The 18,044-nt window shown below is 60.5% G+C and carries 12 protein-coding genes and 1 pseudogene; 10 read left to right on the top strand and 3 right to left on the bottom strand.

Going from position 1 to position 18,044, the window contains the following annotated elements; all coding sequences use genetic code 11:
- The first annotated feature begins 31 nt into the window (after positions 1-31).
- From AOZ49_RS21100 to AOZ49_RS21135, 9 genes are all read left to right on the top strand, one after another.
- Positions 32-2,095: a transglycosylase SLT domain-containing protein gene (locus AOZ49_RS21100; RefSeq protein ID WP_197286757.1), complete on the top strand. Its 2,064-nt coding sequence runs from the start codon at positions 32-34 to the stop codon at positions 2,093-2,095.
- Positions 2,095-8,259, top strand: coding sequence for a PBECR3 domain-containing polyvalent protein (locus AOZ49_RS21105; protein ID WP_054477552.1), 6,165 nt, complete (start codon positions 2,095-2,097; stop codon positions 8,257-8,259). Before AOZ49_RS21100 ends, AOZ49_RS21105 begins: the two co-directional genes overlap by 1 nt.
- Before the next feature lie 396 nt (positions 8,260-8,655).
- Positions 8,656-10,527: a glycosyl hydrolase family 28-related protein gene (locus AOZ49_RS21110; RefSeq protein ID WP_197286758.1), complete on the top strand. Its 1,872-nt coding sequence runs from the start codon at positions 8,656-8,658 to the stop codon at positions 10,525-10,527.
- Complete coding sequence (locus tag AOZ49_RS21115; protein WP_054434488.1) at positions 10,527-10,760, top strand: holin; 234 nt, start codon at positions 10,527-10,529, stop codon at positions 10,758-10,760. Before AOZ49_RS21110 ends, AOZ49_RS21115 begins: the two co-directional genes overlap by 1 nt.
- A complete protein-coding gene (locus AOZ49_RS21120) occupies positions 10,757-11,296 on the top strand; it encodes a lysozyme (protein ID WP_054477556.1) in 540 nt (179 codons plus the stop codon). The genes AOZ49_RS21115 and AOZ49_RS21120 overlap by 4 nt, the downstream gene beginning before the upstream one ends.
- Positions 11,275-11,736 carry a hypothetical protein gene (locus AOZ49_RS21125; protein ID WP_156355701.1) on the top strand — a complete coding sequence of 154 codons (462 nt, stop codon included), beginning with the start codon at positions 11,275-11,277 and terminating at the stop codon, positions 11,734-11,736. Before AOZ49_RS21120 ends, AOZ49_RS21125 begins: the two co-directional genes overlap by 22 nt.
- Before the next feature lie 184 nt (positions 11,737-11,920).
- Positions 11,921-12,811: a tetratricopeptide repeat protein gene (locus AOZ49_RS32635; RefSeq protein WP_156355702.1), complete on the top strand. Its 891-nt coding sequence runs from the start codon at positions 11,921-11,923 to the stop codon at positions 12,809-12,811.
- Positions 12,812-12,972: 161 nt separating this feature from the next.
- Positions 12,973-13,188: a hypothetical protein gene (locus AOZ49_RS21130; RefSeq protein ID WP_054477559.1), complete on the top strand. Its 216-nt coding sequence runs from the start codon at positions 12,973-12,975 to the stop codon at positions 13,186-13,188.
- A gap of 113 nt (positions 13,189-13,301) precedes the next feature.
- Positions 13,302-13,562 (top strand): hypothetical protein, encoded by a 261-nt coding sequence (locus AOZ49_RS21135; RefSeq protein WP_054477561.1) that lies wholly within the window; start codon positions 13,302-13,304, stop codon positions 13,560-13,562.
- Here AOZ49_RS21135 and AOZ49_RS32640 read toward each other — a convergent pair.
- Both AOZ49_RS32640 and AOZ49_RS34030 read right to left on the bottom strand, forming a co-directional pair.
- The gene (locus AOZ49_RS32640) at positions 13,546-14,286 is read right to left on the bottom strand and encodes a hypothetical protein (RefSeq protein ID WP_156355703.1); all 741 of its coding nucleotides are present in this window, start codon (positions 14,284-14,286) and stop codon (positions 13,546-13,548) included. The genes AOZ49_RS21135 and AOZ49_RS32640 overlap by 17 nt on opposite strands.
- A 329-nt stretch (positions 14,287-14,615) precedes the next feature.
- Positions 14,616-14,876, bottom strand: a pseudogene (locus tag AOZ49_RS34030) (H-NS family nucleoid-associated regulatory protein); the annotation flags it as partial.
- Positions 14,877-14,961: 85 nt separating this feature from the next.
- On the opposite strand from AOZ49_RS34030, the gene AOZ49_RS31885 reads away from it, so the two are divergent.
- Positions 14,962-16,082 (top strand): IS3 family transposase gene (locus AOZ49_RS31885; protein WP_156355704.1). Its coding sequence is split into 2 segments (ribosomal slippage): positions 14,962-15,220 and positions 15,220-16,082, totalling 1,122 coding nucleotides; the frame shifts between segments, so codons are not numbered across the junction.
- A gap of 1,001 nt (positions 16,083-17,083) precedes the next feature.
- Here AOZ49_RS31885 and AOZ49_RS32650 read toward each other — a convergent pair.
- Positions 17,084-17,893 (bottom strand): DUF4145 domain-containing protein, encoded by an 810-nt coding sequence (locus AOZ49_RS32650; protein WP_156355705.1) that lies wholly within the window; start codon positions 17,891-17,893, stop codon positions 17,084-17,086.
- Positions 17,894-18,044 lie beyond the last annotated feature (151 nt).

Below are 18,044 nucleotides of genomic sequence, written 5' to 3' on the forward strand. Positions count from 1 at the left end.
GCAGCTGGGCCAGAGTCTTACGTCGGCAAGCGTGGCAGCCACCAATATCGCTACCGACATGCAGCAGCAGGCTAACCAGCTGCGCGTGGATGACGCTGTCAACCAGGCAAAGGAGGCCGCACTCAAGCTCACCTTCGACCCTCAATCTGGCTATACCAACGTCAAGGGTATCCAGGCGTTGCAGCGTGAGAGCGGGCAGCCGTTGGCGACCGAGTATGGTGATCTTCTTAACCAGCGGATCCAGACCATTTCGGAAGGGTTGGGCAATGACGCCCAGCGTCTCGCGTTTCGGCGCGCTTCCCAGGCGATCGGCCTTCAGTTCCAGGAGCAGGCCACCCGGTACGAGGGTGAGCAATTTCGTACCTATGCCGCGTCGGTGCGTGAGGGGATAATCGCCAACAGCACCAACGAGATTGGACTTTATTACAACGACCCCCAGAAAGTCGACCAAAGCGTCCTGTCGATCCAGGCGGCCGTGGCGGACCTCGGCCGCATGAGAGGCTTGTCCGCTTCGCTGATCGAAGCGCAGACCCGTAAAGCGACTAGCAATGCGCATGTGACTGCTTTGACCTCAGCCCTGCAAAAAAACGACGTAGCATACGCGGACGCATATATGCGCAAGTACGCGCCCCAGATGGACGCGGATGACATGTTGCGGGTTAACGGGTTGTTGACAAAGCAAATGGACGCGCGCCTGGGCGCCGCGGCGGCCACCACGGCTGTGAACCGCGCGATGCCCCGCATCATGCCCACCCCGGCCGATCGTCTTGTCAACCTGGTAACGGGCAGCGGCACGCAGTTGCCGACCGAATTGACCACGCTGGTCGCGCAAGCCGAGAGCAACGACCGGGATCTGAACCCTGACGGGTCGGTCGTCACGTCCTCCAAGGGCGCCAAAGGCCGAATGCAGGTCATGGACGCCACCAATCGTGATCCGGGCTACGGTGTGACGCCGGCGCGTGACGACAGCTTGGAAGAGCGAGCGCGGGTTGGGCGCGACTATTTCCAGGCCATGCTGCAAGAGTACGGCGGCAATCTGACGCAGGCCCTGGCGGCGTACAACGCAGGACCAGGCAACGTCAATAGGGCGCTGAAGGAGGCCGACAAGGCGGGTGACCGGGCGAACTGGATGCGCTACTTGCCCAAGCCGGACGAGACTGTCCCTTACGTGCAAGGTGTCCTGGCGAAGTACGAGGCGGGGCAGGGCGCCCCGGCGAAGCCCACGCTCTTTGAGCTGCAACGCAATGTCCGCGACCAAATGGAGGGCCAGAGCCCGGAGCGTATCCGTATCGCGCTCGAGGAGACGGCGCGGCAGTACGAGGTGGCGAACAAGGCGATCAAACAGCGAGAGGATGAGGCCGTGGCTGGCGCCATGCGTGAGATTGTCGCCAACGGCGGGCGTTATGCCGACCTGCCGTTGGCGGTGCGCGCGAATATCCCGGCCAAGGATATCGCCGAGGTGATGAGTTTCGCGGGCAAGATCGCCAAAGGCGAGGACCGCACCAACGAAGCCGTCTACCAGAAGCTTGCCGGCGATCCCGCGTATCTGCGTAGTCTGTCCGACAACGAGTTCTACCGCCTGCGCGGGGAATTGAGCGAATCGGACTTCAAGACCTTCGCCAACCAACGCGGCGCGGCGGCCGGCCGGGGCGTGGATAAGGCCGATGAGCTGAACACCTCTGCTATCAACAGCACCCTGAACAACCGGATGGCGACCCTGAAGATTGACCCGACGCCCAAGGATGGGTCGAGCGACGCCATGCGCGTCGGCGCCATTCGCAAGTTCGTCAACGATGCCGTGCTGTCCCAGCAGAAGGTCACAGGCAAGCAAATGAACGATCGGGAGACCGAGGAATTCATTGACGGGCTGTTCGCCAAGTCGGTGCAGTTCCGCAGCTTCTGGTTCGGTACCACCAACGAGCGGCTGCTCACGCTGAAGGTCGGTGATATCCCCAGCGAAGTCAAGAAGTCCTTGAAGGCGGACTTCAAGAAGAACGGGATCGACGATCCCACTGAGGCCGACCTGTTGGGAGCCTACTGGCGGATGCAAACTGCGCTACAACGCCAGCGCGCTACTGGAGTGGTGACGGACTGATGGCCGAAGAACTGGACACCTCGAGCGCCGTTGCGGCCTATCTGAACGACCCGAATCCGCCTCCGGCGGACCCGGCCGGCGCCACGCGGGTATCGGTAGCGGCGGCCCTGGGCAGCAACCCCGACCTGGAGGCCGAGCTGCGCCAGGTCGCGTCGCGCACTGGCATACCGATCGATTCGGTGCGCCGTCACCCCGAAGAGGTGAAGCGCGAGGCGGCCTTGACGTCTTTCGACTTCGAACGGCTGGCCCGAGATTACCCCTCCACCGCGGCGTACCTGGCCGGCGTCGAGAATGCGCGGATTGCGCACGATGACGTCGACAACATGGGCGTCTTCGAGAAGGGCATCCGAGGGCTTTCGAACCTGGGTAGTGCCGCCGCGTCGGCCTTCCCCCAGGCGGGTGGCGCGCTGTGGCGCGTCGGTCAGGCTGCGGCGGAAAACGTCGCGCCGCTGTTTGACCCGCTCGCTGGCACGCTGCTGCCGGAAAACCCGCTGCGCCGCCTCGCCGCTGGCATGGCCGGCTTGGGGCGGGCGGGCGAAGCGTCCGCAAAAGACTTGATGCCGCAGGCGACCGGTAACATCGAGGCGGGTGTCTACTCGGGCGTTCAGTCGCTCGTGACGATGGGGCTGACCCTGCCGGCCAGCATCGTGACCGGCAACCCGGCGCCCACGCTCTACGGCATGGCGGGGATCACGGGCGGTCAGGCCTACGGTCAGGCCCGTGAGTCGGGGCTGGACCCATACCGGGCCCTGATGTTCGGCACGTCGCAGGCTGCCATCGAGTACGCCACCGAGCGCATCCCGGTCGGGCGGTTTCTGCACGACATGAAGGCCGGGACGCCGCTGTGGAACATGCTGATGCGCCAGGTGGCAGCCGAGATTCCGGGCGAGCAGGTGGCGACGGCGCTGCAAGACCTGAATGAGTGGGCCATTCTCAACCCGGAAAAGCCGTTCTCTGAGTACCTGGCGGCGCGTCCAGATGCCGCGGCGCAGACCCTGGTGGCCACCATCGTGGCGTCGGGCGGCGCCGTGGGAACTGCGCAGTTGGCCAGCACGGCGGCTGATCGGCTGGCCGGCCGAACCGTGCAGGCCGAGCGCGCGCAGCTGGACGGTCAGGTCCTGGCTGAGCTCGATGCAACGGCGGCGGCGTCCAAGTTGCGGGCGCGCTCGCCCGATGACTTCCAGGCTTTCATAAAGGAAGCCATGGGGGATGGGCCGGTGCAGGACGTCTACATTCGGGCCGAGGACCTGGCGCAGTCGGGCGTCGATGTGGGGCAGCTGGCGCAGGTGTCCCCGGCCGTGGCCGCGCAATATGAGCAGGCGCTGGCCACGGGCGGCGACGTGCGCATTCCCGTCGACGAGTACGCGACGCGCGTGGCTGGCACTGACCTGTCGCAATCTATGCTGCCGTTCTTGAAGACGGACCCGGCCGGGATGACCCAGGCCGAGGCGCAGGACTTTATGCAGAACCGAAGCGAGCAGCTGCGCGCCGAGGTCGAAAAGGTCATGGCCGAGCGCGAGACGGACGCGCCGTTCAAGGAATCCCGCGACCTGGTTGAGGCCGAGCTGATGACACAGCTGGAACAGGCCGCCCGCTTCACGCCGGATGTGAACCGCGCCTACGCCGGCATGATGTCCAATTTTTACGCCGTGCAGGCCGCCCGCCTGGGCGTCACGCCGCAGGAGATGTACCAACGTTACCCGGTCCAGATCCGGGCCGAAGGCTTCGGACAGCTGGATCAGGCGCTGGCAACGCAGCCGCCTGTAGGTTGGAAGCACTCTACGGCAGGGGCGGATGCGGCTGCGCTGTGGGACGGGAGCGACGATTCGCGGGCAGTATTCTGGACAGATCTCGCGGGTAAGCTGGCGCAGGACGCGCCGACGCTGGCGGGCTATTCACATTCTGTGGATCAGTCAGCGATCAACCACATCAAAGGCAAGCACGGGGACGGAGAAACCGAACGCCACAGGGGCCAGCAAGCGGTAACAGCCGAGGACGTAGCGCGCATCCCCGACGTTGTGACAGCTTACGACGACATTCGCACGAGTTTGCGAACCGACCAGGGGGCCCAACGTGTCGCGTACGCGAAGGCGCTGGACGATGGCGTGCTGGTCTATATCGAGGACGTTAGTCGCAAGCGCAACGATATGCGTGGAGTAACGCTGTGGAAGTACCCGGCGGGCACGGACGTGCGCACCGTGCTGGACTCCGCACTGAACGGTGGAGCAGAAAAGACGAAAGCCCGGCAAGCCGGGCTTAAGGGGGACGCGCACCGCACACTTTCGGATTATGAATCCGACGCGCAAACTCCGTCTCCGGAATCCAGTATAGAGCCAGGGGCGAACGAACTCAACCAGGGCGAGCAGTCGGCGCGCGGCGCGTACAACATCGACACGCGCACGATCTCCCTGCTGCAGAACGCGGACCTGTCGACTTTCCTGCATGAGTCTGGCCACTTCTATCTGGAAGTCCTGACTGATATCGCCCGCCAGCCGGCCGCGCCGGCTGCGGTGCGCGATGACGTGCAAAAGCTCCTGGATTGGTTCGGCGTGCAGGACCTGGCCGCCTGGGATGCCCTCGACCTGGAAGGCAAGCGTCCGCACCATGAGCAGTTGGCGCGCGGCTTCGAGGCTTACCTCTTTGAAGGCAAGGCGCCAACCCCTGAGCTGCAGGGACTGTTCCAGCGGTTCCGCGCCTGGATGGTGGCGGTTTACCGTTCGCTGTCGGCGCTGAACGTGGAACTGTCCGACGAAGTGCGCGGCGTGTTCGACCGCATGCTGGCATCCACCGAGCAGATCCGCGAAACGGAGACCATGCTTGATTACAAGCCGGCCTTCACGTCGGCCGAGCAAGCCGGCATGACTCCGGAAGAGTGGGCGCAATACCAAGCCCTGGGGCTGGAAGCGACCCAGGACGCCGTCCAGCAGTTGGAGGCCCGCAGCATTCGTGACATGAAATGGCTGTCGGGCGCGCGCAGCCGCGTGATTGCCCAGATGCAGCGCGAGGCCGCCGACCGGCGCAAGACGGTGCGCAAGGAAGTCGAAGCCGAGGTGATGGCCGAGCCTGTCAACCAGGCCAAGACATTCATGAAGCGCGGCATCGACCCCGTCACGGGCGAGCCGGCGGAGGGGCCGACCAAGCTGCAGATCAGTGCGCTGGAGGACATGTACGGCGACGAGGGCGACCGCTACGCCATGCTGGATTGGTCCAAGCTGGGGTATGGCAAGTACGGCATGCTGGCCGAAGACGGGCTGAACCCCGATATCGTGGCCGATCGCTTCGGCTTCGCGTCGGGGGACAGTCTGGTGCGCGCGGTGCAGGCGGCGGAGGATCCGCGCGTCAAGATCGAGGCGCTGACGGACCAGCGCATGCTAGAGCGCTACGGCGATCTGACCGACCCGCAGAGCATCGCGCGCGCCGCCGACGAGGCGGTCCACAATGAGGCGCGCGGCCGGTTCATCGCCACCGAGGTCAACGCCCTGCAGCGAGCGCTCGGGCAGCGCCAGGTGCTGACCCGCGCCGCGCGCCAGTTCGCCGAGGCCACGATTGCGCGCCTGCGCATCCGTGACGTTCGACCCAGCCAGTGGGTCGTGGCCGAGGCACGCGCGGCACGCGCCGCCGAAGCGGCCCTGCGCAAGAACGATTTGCAGGGCGCGGCCGTCGAGAAAAAGCGCCAGTTGGTGAACAACTATGCAGCGCGCGCCGCCCAAGCCGCCCAAGCCGAGATCGAAAAGGATCTCAACTACATGAAGCGACTGTCTGGGTCGACATCGCAGTCGGGCATGCGCGGCGAATCCCTGGTCCAGTTGAACGCGCTGCTGGCGCGGTTCGACCTGCGCACCAGCATTTCGCTGCGGCAGATTGACGCCGCGAAGACCCAGAGCCTGGCCGAGTTCATCGCCAGCGAGTCGGAACGCTTGGACGCCGTCACGCCGGATCTGCCGGCCTATATTCTAGACGAGGGCTTCCGCCGCCATTACAAGGATATGTCCGTCGAAGAGTTCCGGGGCCTGGTGGATAGTGTGCGCCAGCTGGCGAACCTCGCGCGCCGCGAGCAGAAGATGTACACGGCGCTGCGTGACATGTCGTTCGATGAGGAACGTTCGGCGATCCTCGCCCGGCTGCGTGAGTTCAATCCGAAGGCGTTCGATGAGGCCGGCGACCCGCTGGCGCGTGAACCTGAATTCGTCCCCAGTATCCGCAAGTCGGTCTCGAAGCTGGGCGACGGGTTCGCTGGCGAGTTCCTGAGCGCGGAGACCATCCTCGATATCCTGGAGGGCGGCAAGTTCGGCCAGGTGCACGAGTCTCTGTTCGGTCGTATGAGTTCGCGCGCCAACTGGAAGGCGACGCGCATGGAGAAGGTCTACCGCGACCTGAAACCGCTCTTCAAGCAATGGAACCTGAAAGAGCGCCGTGATTACGGCCGCAAGGGCGTACTGGTGCCCAGCGTCGGCACCAGTATCACGCGAGAAAACGCGCTGGTGGCGGCGTTGCTTTACGGCAACGCCGACGGCCGCAAGCGGCTGGAGAACTACGGCTGGAACGAGAACCGCATGCAGGGTGTGCTGGACGTGCTGGACGAGCGCGACTGGAAGCTGGCCAACGCCATCTGGGAACAGTTCGACAGCAAGCTGTGGCCCGAACTCGAGGCCCTGAACAAGCGCACGCGCGGCAAGGCACCGCCCAAGGTCGAGCCGCTACCGTTCTCCACGAAGTTCGGCGAAGCCCGCGGCGGGTATTTCCGTCTCAAATACGACACGGACCTGGACGAGCGCGCGCACCGGTTCGATGAGGGCGCCGCCGTGCGCGAGCTGCTTGGCGGCGGCATGGGCATGGCCGCCAAGACCAACCAGGGCAGCAGCACGCAACGCAAGGACGGAGTTGTCATGCGCCCGCGCCTGGACCTGGGGGTCTTCGTTGAAGCCGTGAACGAGACGGTGCACGATCTGGCGCTGCGCGAGGCGGTGGCCGACACGATGCGGCTGCTGAACGACAAGGGCATCCAGACCGCGATCAAGTCGTCGGTTGGCGTGCCGGCCTACCGCGCGCTGGTCAATCGTGTGCGCGAGGTCGCGGCGCCACCTCGCAATCCGTCCGGTCTCATCGAGAAGGCGGCGGCCATTGCGCGTCGCAACACCATCGTGGTGCTGATGTCGGGCGTGAAGACGGCGTTGCAGAACGTGGTGGGCTTGGTGCCGGCGTTGACGCGCGTGAACGCAGGGAACATCGGCCTGGAGGTGGCGCGCTTCTACAGCCCGGCGATGGCCGAGCGGTATCGATTTGCAATGGACCACTCGGAGTACATGCGCCACCGCTACCAGAACTTCGACCGCGACCTGAACGATATGGCCGCCAAGCTGACGGTCAAGGGCCGGCTGCTGCCGGACACGGCGACGATGCTGGCGCTGATGGGGCTGGTTGACCGCGGCGTGTCTGTGCCGTTGTGGAATGCAGCGTTCAAGGACGGCATGGCGCAGTTCGACAACGACAATGCCAAGGCGGCCCACTACGCCGACCATATAGTCCGCCAGACGCAAGGCAGCGGGCGTGATGTGGATTTGCCGAAGATCATGTCCGGCCACGGCGGCTATGGTCAACTGAAGCGGCTCTTCACGATGTTCTATAGCTATTTCAACAGCCAGCTGCAGATGTTGGTGCGCGCCGGTGCGGTTGCCAAGCGTGAGGCTAGCAGCAACCCCGGCCTTGCCATCGCAAAATTCACTGTGCAGTTCGTGATGATCGCAGTGCTGCCGGCGATTCTCACTGAAATGATGATGGGCAACGGCGGCGACGATGAAGACGAGGACAAGCTCGCCAAACGCTACGCGCGGGCTCTCGCAATGTATGGCGCCGGCATGTTTCCTGTCGTGCGCGAGTTGGCCTCCTACACTTGGTCCGTCTTCGACAAGGACACGTACAACTACGGCTACAAGATCAGTCCCGTGCAATCGGCGGGCGAAGGCGTGGTGAAGGGCATCTCGTCGCTGGCGGACATCACCGGCGGGGAGGGGGATATTGTCGACACGAAAAATGTAATTATGGGGACGAGCTTTGCTTTCGGGCTCCCCGGTAAGTTGATTTCCGATTTCGTCGCCGGCGCCAATGCTTGGATGAGCGGGGATGCCGGGCCCGAGGCGTTGCTATTTGGTGCGCCGCGGCGATAGGCGGGTGTACATGCCCGAGATTGGGGCTTTGAGAATCGGGGAATCTGCAAGGACCCCCGATGACTATCTCTTCGACGACGCGTAAGGCAGGCCCGTTCCTGGGGAATGACGCGACCACCGCGTTCCCGTTCCCGTTCAAGGTGTTCAAGAAGCAGGACGTAGCCGTGACGTTAACGGATGCATCAGGAGCGGACACCCTGCTGATGCTCGATTCCGACTACACGATCAGTCTGAACGCCGATCAGGATGCGAACCCCGGGGGGCAGATCATATACCCTCGTACCGGCAACCCGATGCCGACTGGATTTCGCCTATCGGTTACGGGGGGGCTTGCCTTACGACCAGCCGACCGATATCCAGAACACTGGGGGGTTTTACCCCCAGGTAGTTGAGGATATGTCTGATCGTTCTACGGTCCAGATTCAACAGCTAGCAGAAGAGTTGGGGCGCTCGCTGAAATTTTCGGTGTCCGATCCGGGCGCCGGTGCGGTACTCCCTCCCCCCGACTTGCGCGCAAACAAACTTCTTGGGTTTGATTCTACGGGCCGGCCAACTGTGCTCATCCCGACATCAGGGAGCGCAGCAGACGTGCTCATCCAATTGGCAGGACCCTCCGGCGCTTCTATGGTTGGCTTTACGCAAGGCGGTGTCGGCGCCGTTACTCGCACCTCTCAAGACAAGCTGCGCGAGGCGATCAGTGTTCGAGATTTCGGTGCAGTCGGCGACGGCGCGGTAGACGACACGCTAGCCATCCAAGCAGCCATCAATTACGCGAAGGGCCGTACAGTGTTCCTGCCGGCGGGCCGCTATCTCATCACTGCGCCGATTGAGCTGAACACTAGCACCGCCATTACTCCGAAGTACCAACCTGCATCACGGCTGATCGGCGACGGGGCCTTGACCACGGTCATCCTGAATCGATCAGGTGACTACGCCATCAAGAACACACCGACCGCCGGTCAATACAGCGAAGCCAATGGCGTGCGGTTTACCGGCGGCGAGCTGTGCCATTTCTCTATCGCCGCCGATGGAAGTTCGCCAGCTGGGTCGGGCGGTATCAAGCTCGCATCTTACTGGATGGGCTATTTGCACGACTTGGTGATCGAGCAGGTCAAAGGCAACGGTATCTGGCTGCACCGCTATGCCTCTGTCGGTAGCGGCACGAACAGTGATTCGTACTCGTGCGGCAACCTCCATGTGGACAATGTTCGAATAGACAAATGTACGGGTTATGGAGTCCTGTCCGACGTTTGGTCCATTACCTGGCGAATCCACAGTTGCGCGATTGGCGGGAACGCGCTCGGCGGCATAAAAACGGGCGGCGCGTTGCATGTGATCTCGGAGAACACCATTTTCGGGAATGGTACTGACACGAATTCCGACGCCGGTGTCTATCTGTGGTACTCCAATTCACAGACTCCCCACACGGTTGAAATTTCCGGCAACGAGTTCGACAACAATTGGGGCAACCACATAAAGATCGAAGGCCATGGCAACTCGATAGCGCGCAACCGTCTTGTGCACAGCGCTTTGTTGGGGCCTGGTGGTAACGCGTTCCGTGCGCCGGTGTGCATAGATATCGACGGGCGATCCAATAGCGGCACTTCAAACAACGTGCTTCGGAACAATTTCTTCCGGGCCGACAATGGAGCCGTCGGCATGGCATTGGTGGACATCGTCAGCCGTGGCGATGCTCAGTGTCTTAACAATGCTGCGATCGATAACATCTTTGGTGCGTTTCCGGATTTTGTGCGATCCAACTACAGCTTCCGTTCAGATGCTGGGAGCGATTACGCTACCGAGTTCGGAGTACAAGTCGCCGGTTCGAATGCAGTTCCGTATGACAAAAACGTCGTTGCAATCGCTTCGAACAACACGCTAACCGACATTCAAACTACGGCGACCACCATCCCGCTGGTGCCCCTGTACAACACAAAGAACTTTGACAGCCCCAATAGCCAGTTCATTGTTCCTTTCAGCGGAATCATCAGTGTCACGGCGAACTTGGTGCTTCAGCCAAGTGTCGCCGCTGTCGGCCTGCCGGTGGAGTTGCATTTGTACAAAGGCGGGGCGTCATTCTATTCCGTAAGACTTCCTGCCGGCTTGCCGGGTGCTAGCCAGAACCATACCGTGATGCTTAATACGACATTGAAAGTCGCGTTTGGCGAGACCCTGCGCCTACGGGCTGTTTTCCCTGGACGAACGAGCTCTGCACAGATTTCATGCATCCAGGCTGCGAACGCGACCACCACTTTCAGGATGCTGTGATGAGGCTGAACGAAGCGGCGACCATCATGATTGCAAATCGCACAGCCGAAACCGGCGCAGCGACTGGCGTGGTTGGCTGGGCCATGCAAGTCAACTGGATCGGCTGGGCCGGCGTATTTGTCGCGCTGGTGGGCGTGGGCGTGAATCTCTTCTACCAGCGCCGACGTGATCATCGAGAGCAGGTCGAGAGCGAAGCGCGCATGCGGGCCTTGCGTGAAAGGTTGCTGCCATGAAACCCGGCACGAAGATAGCCGGCGGAGCGGCCGCGCTCGTTGCGAGCGGTGTGCTCGCGCTGGTCTCTCCTGCATTGGAACGATTCCTCGGAAAGTGGGAAGGGGAAGGGCAGAACGTCGTGTATGCGGACAAGCTTGCAAAAGGGCTGCCGACGGTCTGCAAGGGCATCACGATGCACACCAGTCCTTATCCCGTTGTCGTCGGTGATTACTGGTCTCCGGAGCGTTGTGCCGAAGTCGAGCAGCTGGTTATCAGCAAGGGGCAGCTCAGGCTGGCGGACTGCATTCAGGTTGCGATCACGCAGCCCATATTCGATGCCCTGAGCAGCCATGCCCACAATTTCGGCGTACCTGCGACCTGCGCCAGCCGGGCCGTGGGGCTGATCAATGCCGGACGGGTCGCAGAGGGCTGCGACGCGCTGGCGCACGGGCCCGCCGGCAAGCCGGTCTGGTCATATGCCGGCGGTGTCTTTTACCGAGGTCTGTACAGCCGGCGCCTCGAAGAGCGTGTGCTATGCCTTTCCGGCATACAGTGATTGCGGTTTCCATCGGCGCCGGGGCTGCGCTGGTGTTGGGCGCGGGCGTGGCGCTGTACGGCGCGCACCGGGAGGCCGCCGGCGCCGCCAAGGAACGCACCCGCGCCGAGGCCGCGCAGCGCGCCATCACCGAAGCCTACCAAGTGGAGAAAGATCGTGCTGATGCCCAATACCGTGGTGCCGTGCTGGCGCGCGAGGCTGCGAAAGCTGGCTTGGCTGCTGCCCGCGCTGAGCTTGACCGCGTGCTCCGCGCCGCCGGCCGTGATCCCGCGAATCCCCGAGCCGGCCGCCGACCTGATGAAGCCGGTCCCGACTGGATCGGAGGTTTTGCAGCGTGCTACGCGGAATATGGAGACCTGGCTGCCGACGCCGCAGGATGGGCCGACCAGGTAAACGGCCTGCAGGGCTACATCAAGGGCGTGCGCGGGGCCATGCCCTAGACCGCGTCCGCACGCTGCGCCAGCCAGAACCAGTGAGAGTGTTTTGCCCGCCGGGCCTTCTGGCGCCGGAAGGTAATACGCACCAGGCCGGCGTGGCCGGCGTTGGTCTCGACCGGGTAGTCGCGGTCCTCGGCGGTGACGGCCGGCGGCTGGCCGAGTAAGAGAAGGCCCAGCGGCGGACGGGATGATGTTCTACGGTTGCCCCATCGTCAGCCCCTCTGCGGAGGGGGCTTTTTGCTACAGTGTGTTAAAAAACGGGTTCGACCGTCGCATGGCGGTTCCCACTTTTGATCATTTGAGCTACATGGCCGGCGCCCCTCAGCCACGAACAATTGCTTTGGATCTCAGTGACCGGATACAGGGTCTGATCGGAAGATCGGATCGTTATCTGGGAAGAGACAATTTCGAAGCTAGGCAGTTGCTGAGGGATTGCGATCGGTTGCAGCAAGCCAGCGCGTTTGACGGTGCGATTTGTCGCATGTATTTGGCGGAAGCCTATGGGGATGCTGATGAGGTTCGTCAATTGGCGAGGCAGGCAAGAGCTGTTCTCCCTGAACATGCCAGCGAGGCGGACTTCCAACTTGCTCAGGTGCTCGTGAGTTTGGGGTATTTCTCAGAGGCTCAAGCGATCTACGCACAAGTCGGGAGTCCAGAGCGTGGTCACATGTCCAATCGGTTTGACTTGGGAATGGTATGTGGCTCGATTGAGAAGCTTCACGAGTTCGTAAACCAAGCGAAAGCCATGAGTATTGCGCTACATGACGGTGCCGTATCCGCTGCCTTAGGGGCGTATGCCGTGTACCAAAAGACGTCAACAACCGACCGTCAAGCTGGGGAGCTACTTGATTTGGCGGGTGAGGTGTTGCGTGCGCATAAGCTGTTATCACCCCCGAGCAGCCCAACGGTCAGTGCGATTGATCATTCAGAATTGAAGACCATGTTAGTGCAGTTCGTAGTAAGGGCGCCGGTTGAAGAAATCGGAGCTATGAACTTCGAACTCGCCGAGCTCGTTGCTCGCCGCCTTGATGTTGTGCCTGCAGGTGTCGCCGTTGTATTCGTGGGGGTGGCTTCTTGACCATCTCGCCTGCCGACCTACTAGCTCTGGGCCAACGATCACTTGCCTCATCTACCTGTGAGACTGATCTTCGTAGCTCGATTAGCCGTTTCTATTATTCGGCATACCATCATGCCCGCATATTCTCCCAAAACCTTCCTTCGCAAGGAGATGCTTCTAGCGTGAAGGGCGGGGCACATGCCCAACTATATACTGCGCTGATGAATCCGACCATTTCTCGGGATCATGAGCAGTTTTTCAAGTCCAAATCTTTGGGGTACATCCTTAAGGCAATGCACGCGCAACGTATCAAAGCGGACTACTTTATTGATGCTGACGTGTCGCTACCGGATGGGCAGGTTATGGAGCAGCAAGCCGGCAATGTCCTGACGTTCTGAGATACGCAAATCGGGAACGATAGACCGCCTCCAGGCGGTTTTTTGTTGCTTAGCGAAAATCCAGCAGCCGGAAGCGCACGCCATAGAATGGCTCATCCTCGTTGGAGCCATTAATGGATCTCAAGACGATCACCGACACTGCGACCACTCCGGCGCTGGCGCTGCTGCCGGCCGTCATGGAAACGTCGGTAGCGAGCGTCATGCTGCTGGCTATCGGCCTGCAGGAAAGCCGTGTCATGCTCTGTCGCGAGATTGGAAGTCCAGCGCGGGGCTTCGGCCTGTTCGGGAAGGATGGCTTTGCGCGCTGCCCCATAGTGCTGGCGGTGCAGTATGGGCATTGCGCCGCGCGCCATCGGGCTACGGTTGAAGCTTGACCCTAAAATATGTTTTGCTATTGGGGGCAATAGGGTAGCTGCGCTTGTAAGAAAACCGGATTAACTGGTCATACGTGGGATAGATTCCTTGTGGAAAAATATCTGGTGCGCATTTTCGAAAAGTGCGTAGTGCTTCGTGTGCTATCTGCCTTGTGCAAGCTCGAAGAAGTCCGGGTATCGGTATATGTGCTTCGCCCGACGAGAAAACGACCGGTGTGGCAATGCCCGAATTCAGGTGGTGGTACGCCTCCTCGTGGCGAATGTCTATATGCGCTCCTTCTTGGTCTGCGACGCTTTTGATAATCCAAGCTCGGGTAAATTGTCTGCCACTGAGGTTCGAAAGAACAATGTTTTTATCCCACCATTCTGGAAAAGGATATCTGCGTGAGGTTGATCCCGCATCCAGATGAGGTTGATAGACCGAATCTGGGCCGCCGCCACCACCGAACCGCATGCAGACCAAGCCCAGATGGTTGACTAAGTTGCCAGGGATGATGTCGTAGCTGGTGTCCAAGAAGTGCCAACGTTCGCCATTGAGGTTAGCAATGCCTGCCCGCCCATTTTTAGTATTAATATGAAGAAGTGATCGAAGCGAAACGGCCATCCGGACACTTTCGCTCAAGTCGCCTTGATCATATTCTCTCGCCGATTTCAGAAGGTGACCTAGGTGAGCTTGTACCCTTTTCTTGATTTCGCCAAATGATAGTGGGACCTTGTTATTCATAGCGGCTCTCAAATGTTGGGGCTTGGGGTTCTGCTAGCTAGGGCCGAAATGAAGATACCAGAATTCACGCGCTGGGCTTAGCTTGTTGGTCACATGGTTTGTTTTCCGCTCACCAGCTCTGATGCTTCTCGATTAGAGCGTACGCGAATAATCTCTACCGCGGCCCTATTCGCTAGCGCGGCTCCTCCAGTCGTTCGGCCGTCATCTGGTCGCGCTCGATCACACAGGGCTCGTCGGCCAGGCCTGCCATCAGGTCGTCGTGGATCTCGCCTATGAGGCTGGCGGGCGGGGCGAACGGCCTATGGCAACAACCAGCAACGCTACAGAGCCTATTGGCGATCTTTTAAGATCAGGAAGTCATCCCGATCCATGCCGGCTCGCTCTTGAGCAGTAAGCCAGCGAGGTGCACGGCCGCGGCCGGTCCAAGTTTCGCCTGTATTTGGGTGCCGATACTTTGGCGGTATAGGTGGCCGCTTTCGAGGTTGGGGCGCTGATTCTTCGTCGCGCTGTTCGCCGTTGGCAAAGGCCGCAGACAAATCCTCCAGGGAAATGGAGTGGGCACGCATGGCTCGAACAATTTTTCTCAGCTCTTCAACACGTCTGTCGAGGAGAAGCTGACCTGCTCCCCGTGGTTAGTACGAAATCGATGTAGAGTCCGTTCACAAAGGAACGGCAATGAAGAAACGATTCACGGAAGAACAGATCATCGGCGTGCTGAAGGAGGCCGAGGCAGGGGCCAAGGTGGCCGAACTGTGCCGCAAGCACGGGATCTCGGAGGCCACGTACTACAACTGGAAGGCAAAGTTCGGCGGTATGACCGTCTCGGACGCCCAGCGACTGAAGGAGCTGGAGCAAGAGAACAACAAGCTCAAGAAGCTGTTGGCTGAATCGATGCTGGACAAGGCTGCGCTTCAGGACCTTTTGAGCCGAAAGTAGCAAGCCCGCAGGCCAAACGCGAAGCGGTCAGAACGTTGATGACCGAGCGCGGCATGGGTATCACCCGGGCCTGCGGGCTGGTAGGCATTTCCCGGTCGCTATTCGCTTATGAAAGTAAGCGCACGGGCGATGTGGCATTGACCGAGCGCATGAAGGAGATGGCAGCGCTCAAGCGACGCTACGGCTATCGGCGCATCCATATTCTGCTGCGCCGTGAAGGCTGGCAGACGAATCACAAGCGGGTCTGGCGGCTTTACAGCCAAGCCGGCTTGAGCGTTCGTAAGCGTCGCCGCAAGCGCATCGCTCCCGCAGAACGGGTAGTTCGACCCGTTGCGACGGCGCCGAATCAAAGCTGGTCGATGGACTTCGTGTCCGACGGTCTGGCCTATGGCCGCAGGTTCCGCTGCTTGAACATCGTCGATGACTACACGCGCGAGTGTCTTGCCATCGAGGTCGATACATCACTGCCGGGATTGCGGGTGGCGCAGGTGCTGCAACGGCTTGCGGAACTGCGTGGGCTGCCCAAATCCATCACCGTGGACAACGGCCCGGAGTTTGCCGGCAGGGCCTTGGACGCTTGGGCCTATCAGGTCGGCGTGAAGCTGTCGTTCATCAGACCAGGCAAGCCCGTGGAGAATGCATACATCGAGAGCTTCAACGGAAAATTCCGCGATGAATGCCTGAATGAGCATTGGTTCATGTCGCTGCGCCAAGCCAAATCCTTGATCGAAGACTGGCGCGTCGAGTACAACACCGAACGCCCGCATAGCGCGCTGGGATACTTAACGCCGGAGCAGTTTGCTCAGGCGCATCGGCAACAAAGGTTTTTAACCCTGGACTCTATTTCGGTGCCGTACTAAGTCTGGGGGCAGGTCACGTGGATAACAACTTTTAAAACGCCTCGCCCACAAAAATACGAACAGGCTCGCCAAGCCCGTCGTAGAAAAGAACGGGACGATGATCACGCTCACCGACTTACAATTCTCGCGTGCGGTCGATAACGCTCTTTGGGCCGCAGTGTCGGTTATCTTCGAAAGACATCAAAAGCGCTATAGCAAAGGCGGCACGCGTTGATCTCGCAGGCCCCATTGACCAAGGCAAGGTCGCGCTGGCAGCACTGTTGGTCGAGTTGAAGAGAAAGTCTGGCGTTGACGTGATGCTTAGCGACACAGTCATCACCGCTGGCCCAATCGTGCCGACCGACTCCGAACTCATCGCGGAGGTTCGCTTCGAGTCCGTTGCCAACGTCGCTATCGCTGAGACGCATGAACCATGCACTCGTACTAGCCACTATGCTAGCCTGACTTGTCTCGCCGATTGGGCACGCAGTTGCTCATGCATCCGGAACTCCCGACTGGCAATACAAAACTGCCAACAAGAAGTGGACGTGGATGGAGGACTACGTATTCGTCTACGCCAACTACATCGTCGCCTCAACAAAACGACCAGGATCTGGGTTGAAACGCAAAATAGAGACAACGACGGTTTTCCAACTTGAGCGAGTTTTCTCGTACTAATTTCAACTTCGGCTGCGCGAGGAGCAGTGTTTCCACTTATCCTGAACTCCAGCACTCACCCGCGCTCGAAACCATCTTTCCCACCGGTGCAGCCCCACGGACATAGCCACTGCACATGAAAAAGGCGGAAGGCCGCATCACCCTTGAATGCACACAATCGTTACTTTTCAAATTGAGAGACCAACTTTCCAAGTTCGGCGAGCTCAGTGGCGACTTCATGTGTTCAATGACGCTAAACACCGCAGCGATGACCATCGAACGTGTTGAAGTCCGCAGGCATCAGTCCGGATAAGCTAAGCCACGTCGACTGACTACCCCTTTGCTGGGCGCCTTGCCGAGTCCACTCACCCTCGCACACTCCCGCGCGCCGGCCGAGCCGGTGTACTGCTCTCCAACTTCTGACCTGCCTGGTCGTGAACATAGACTGACAACAACATGTGCTCAGTGATTTCGAGCATGATTCCAACATCCCCCAGCTGCGGCTGATGGCCGCGGTGAATTGCGGCATGCCCTGCCTCTATCACCTGTTTGATCCGGTCACGCTCCCGCAGGGAAAGATGGCCTTTCTGGCTGAATACTTCGAGTTTCTGCGAAAAATTGCCAATATCGCCGACGATCTCGGTCAGTACCTGATCAATGAGCGACCTCACGCCCGCAGCAGCCAGACGGAGGTGGCCAGCATTCGTTGCGCCATAGATCTCTTCAAGCATGCCCGGAACAAATTCACCATGGCCAAGCGAGAAGACAGGACTGCGCATTAGGTCTGAGAGGCGTCGGGATTCCATAGGAGGGAAATGCTCCTCTGGCCAAAAGATTGGCTCTTCTCCTGCTACACAGCGGATCCTATTCATCTTGACGAGCTTACAGCCGGCGCATTGAAGCATCCTATATAGGTCGTAGCCCATATTAAAGCGCTGATCACCTTCGTACTCGTAGTGGTTCTGCGTCGCCTTGCCTATGACCTCATGATCACGGATCCCGCCGCAAGCGTTGCAATGTGTCTGGTACCTCAAGATTTCATCTTCCCTCAGTTGGTGGCGTAGAGCGTACTCACTGCGCGCGCTTGCGCAAAGTGACGTCCTCCTTCTGCACGTGAAGTGCCCGCCGCCGCCGGCGACACCTTTTCCGGGCTGCAGATTGGCGTCGGCAAGCATACGACGCGCGCCGGAACAACCACTCGCGAGGGTTCTCGCGGAGACGTTGCCACAAAAAGCACAATTATGCCTTTATAAGCACGATTATGATTCTGATGCCAGAGGCCTCTCATGTGGACACAGCACAATCGTCAGAACTTCAGCCGGCAAA

Source organism: Achromobacter sp. 2789STDY5608615 (genome assembly GCF_001298995.1).
GTDB lineage: Bacteria > Pseudomonadota > Gammaproteobacteria > Burkholderiales > Burkholderiaceae_B > Achromobacter > Achromobacter insuavis.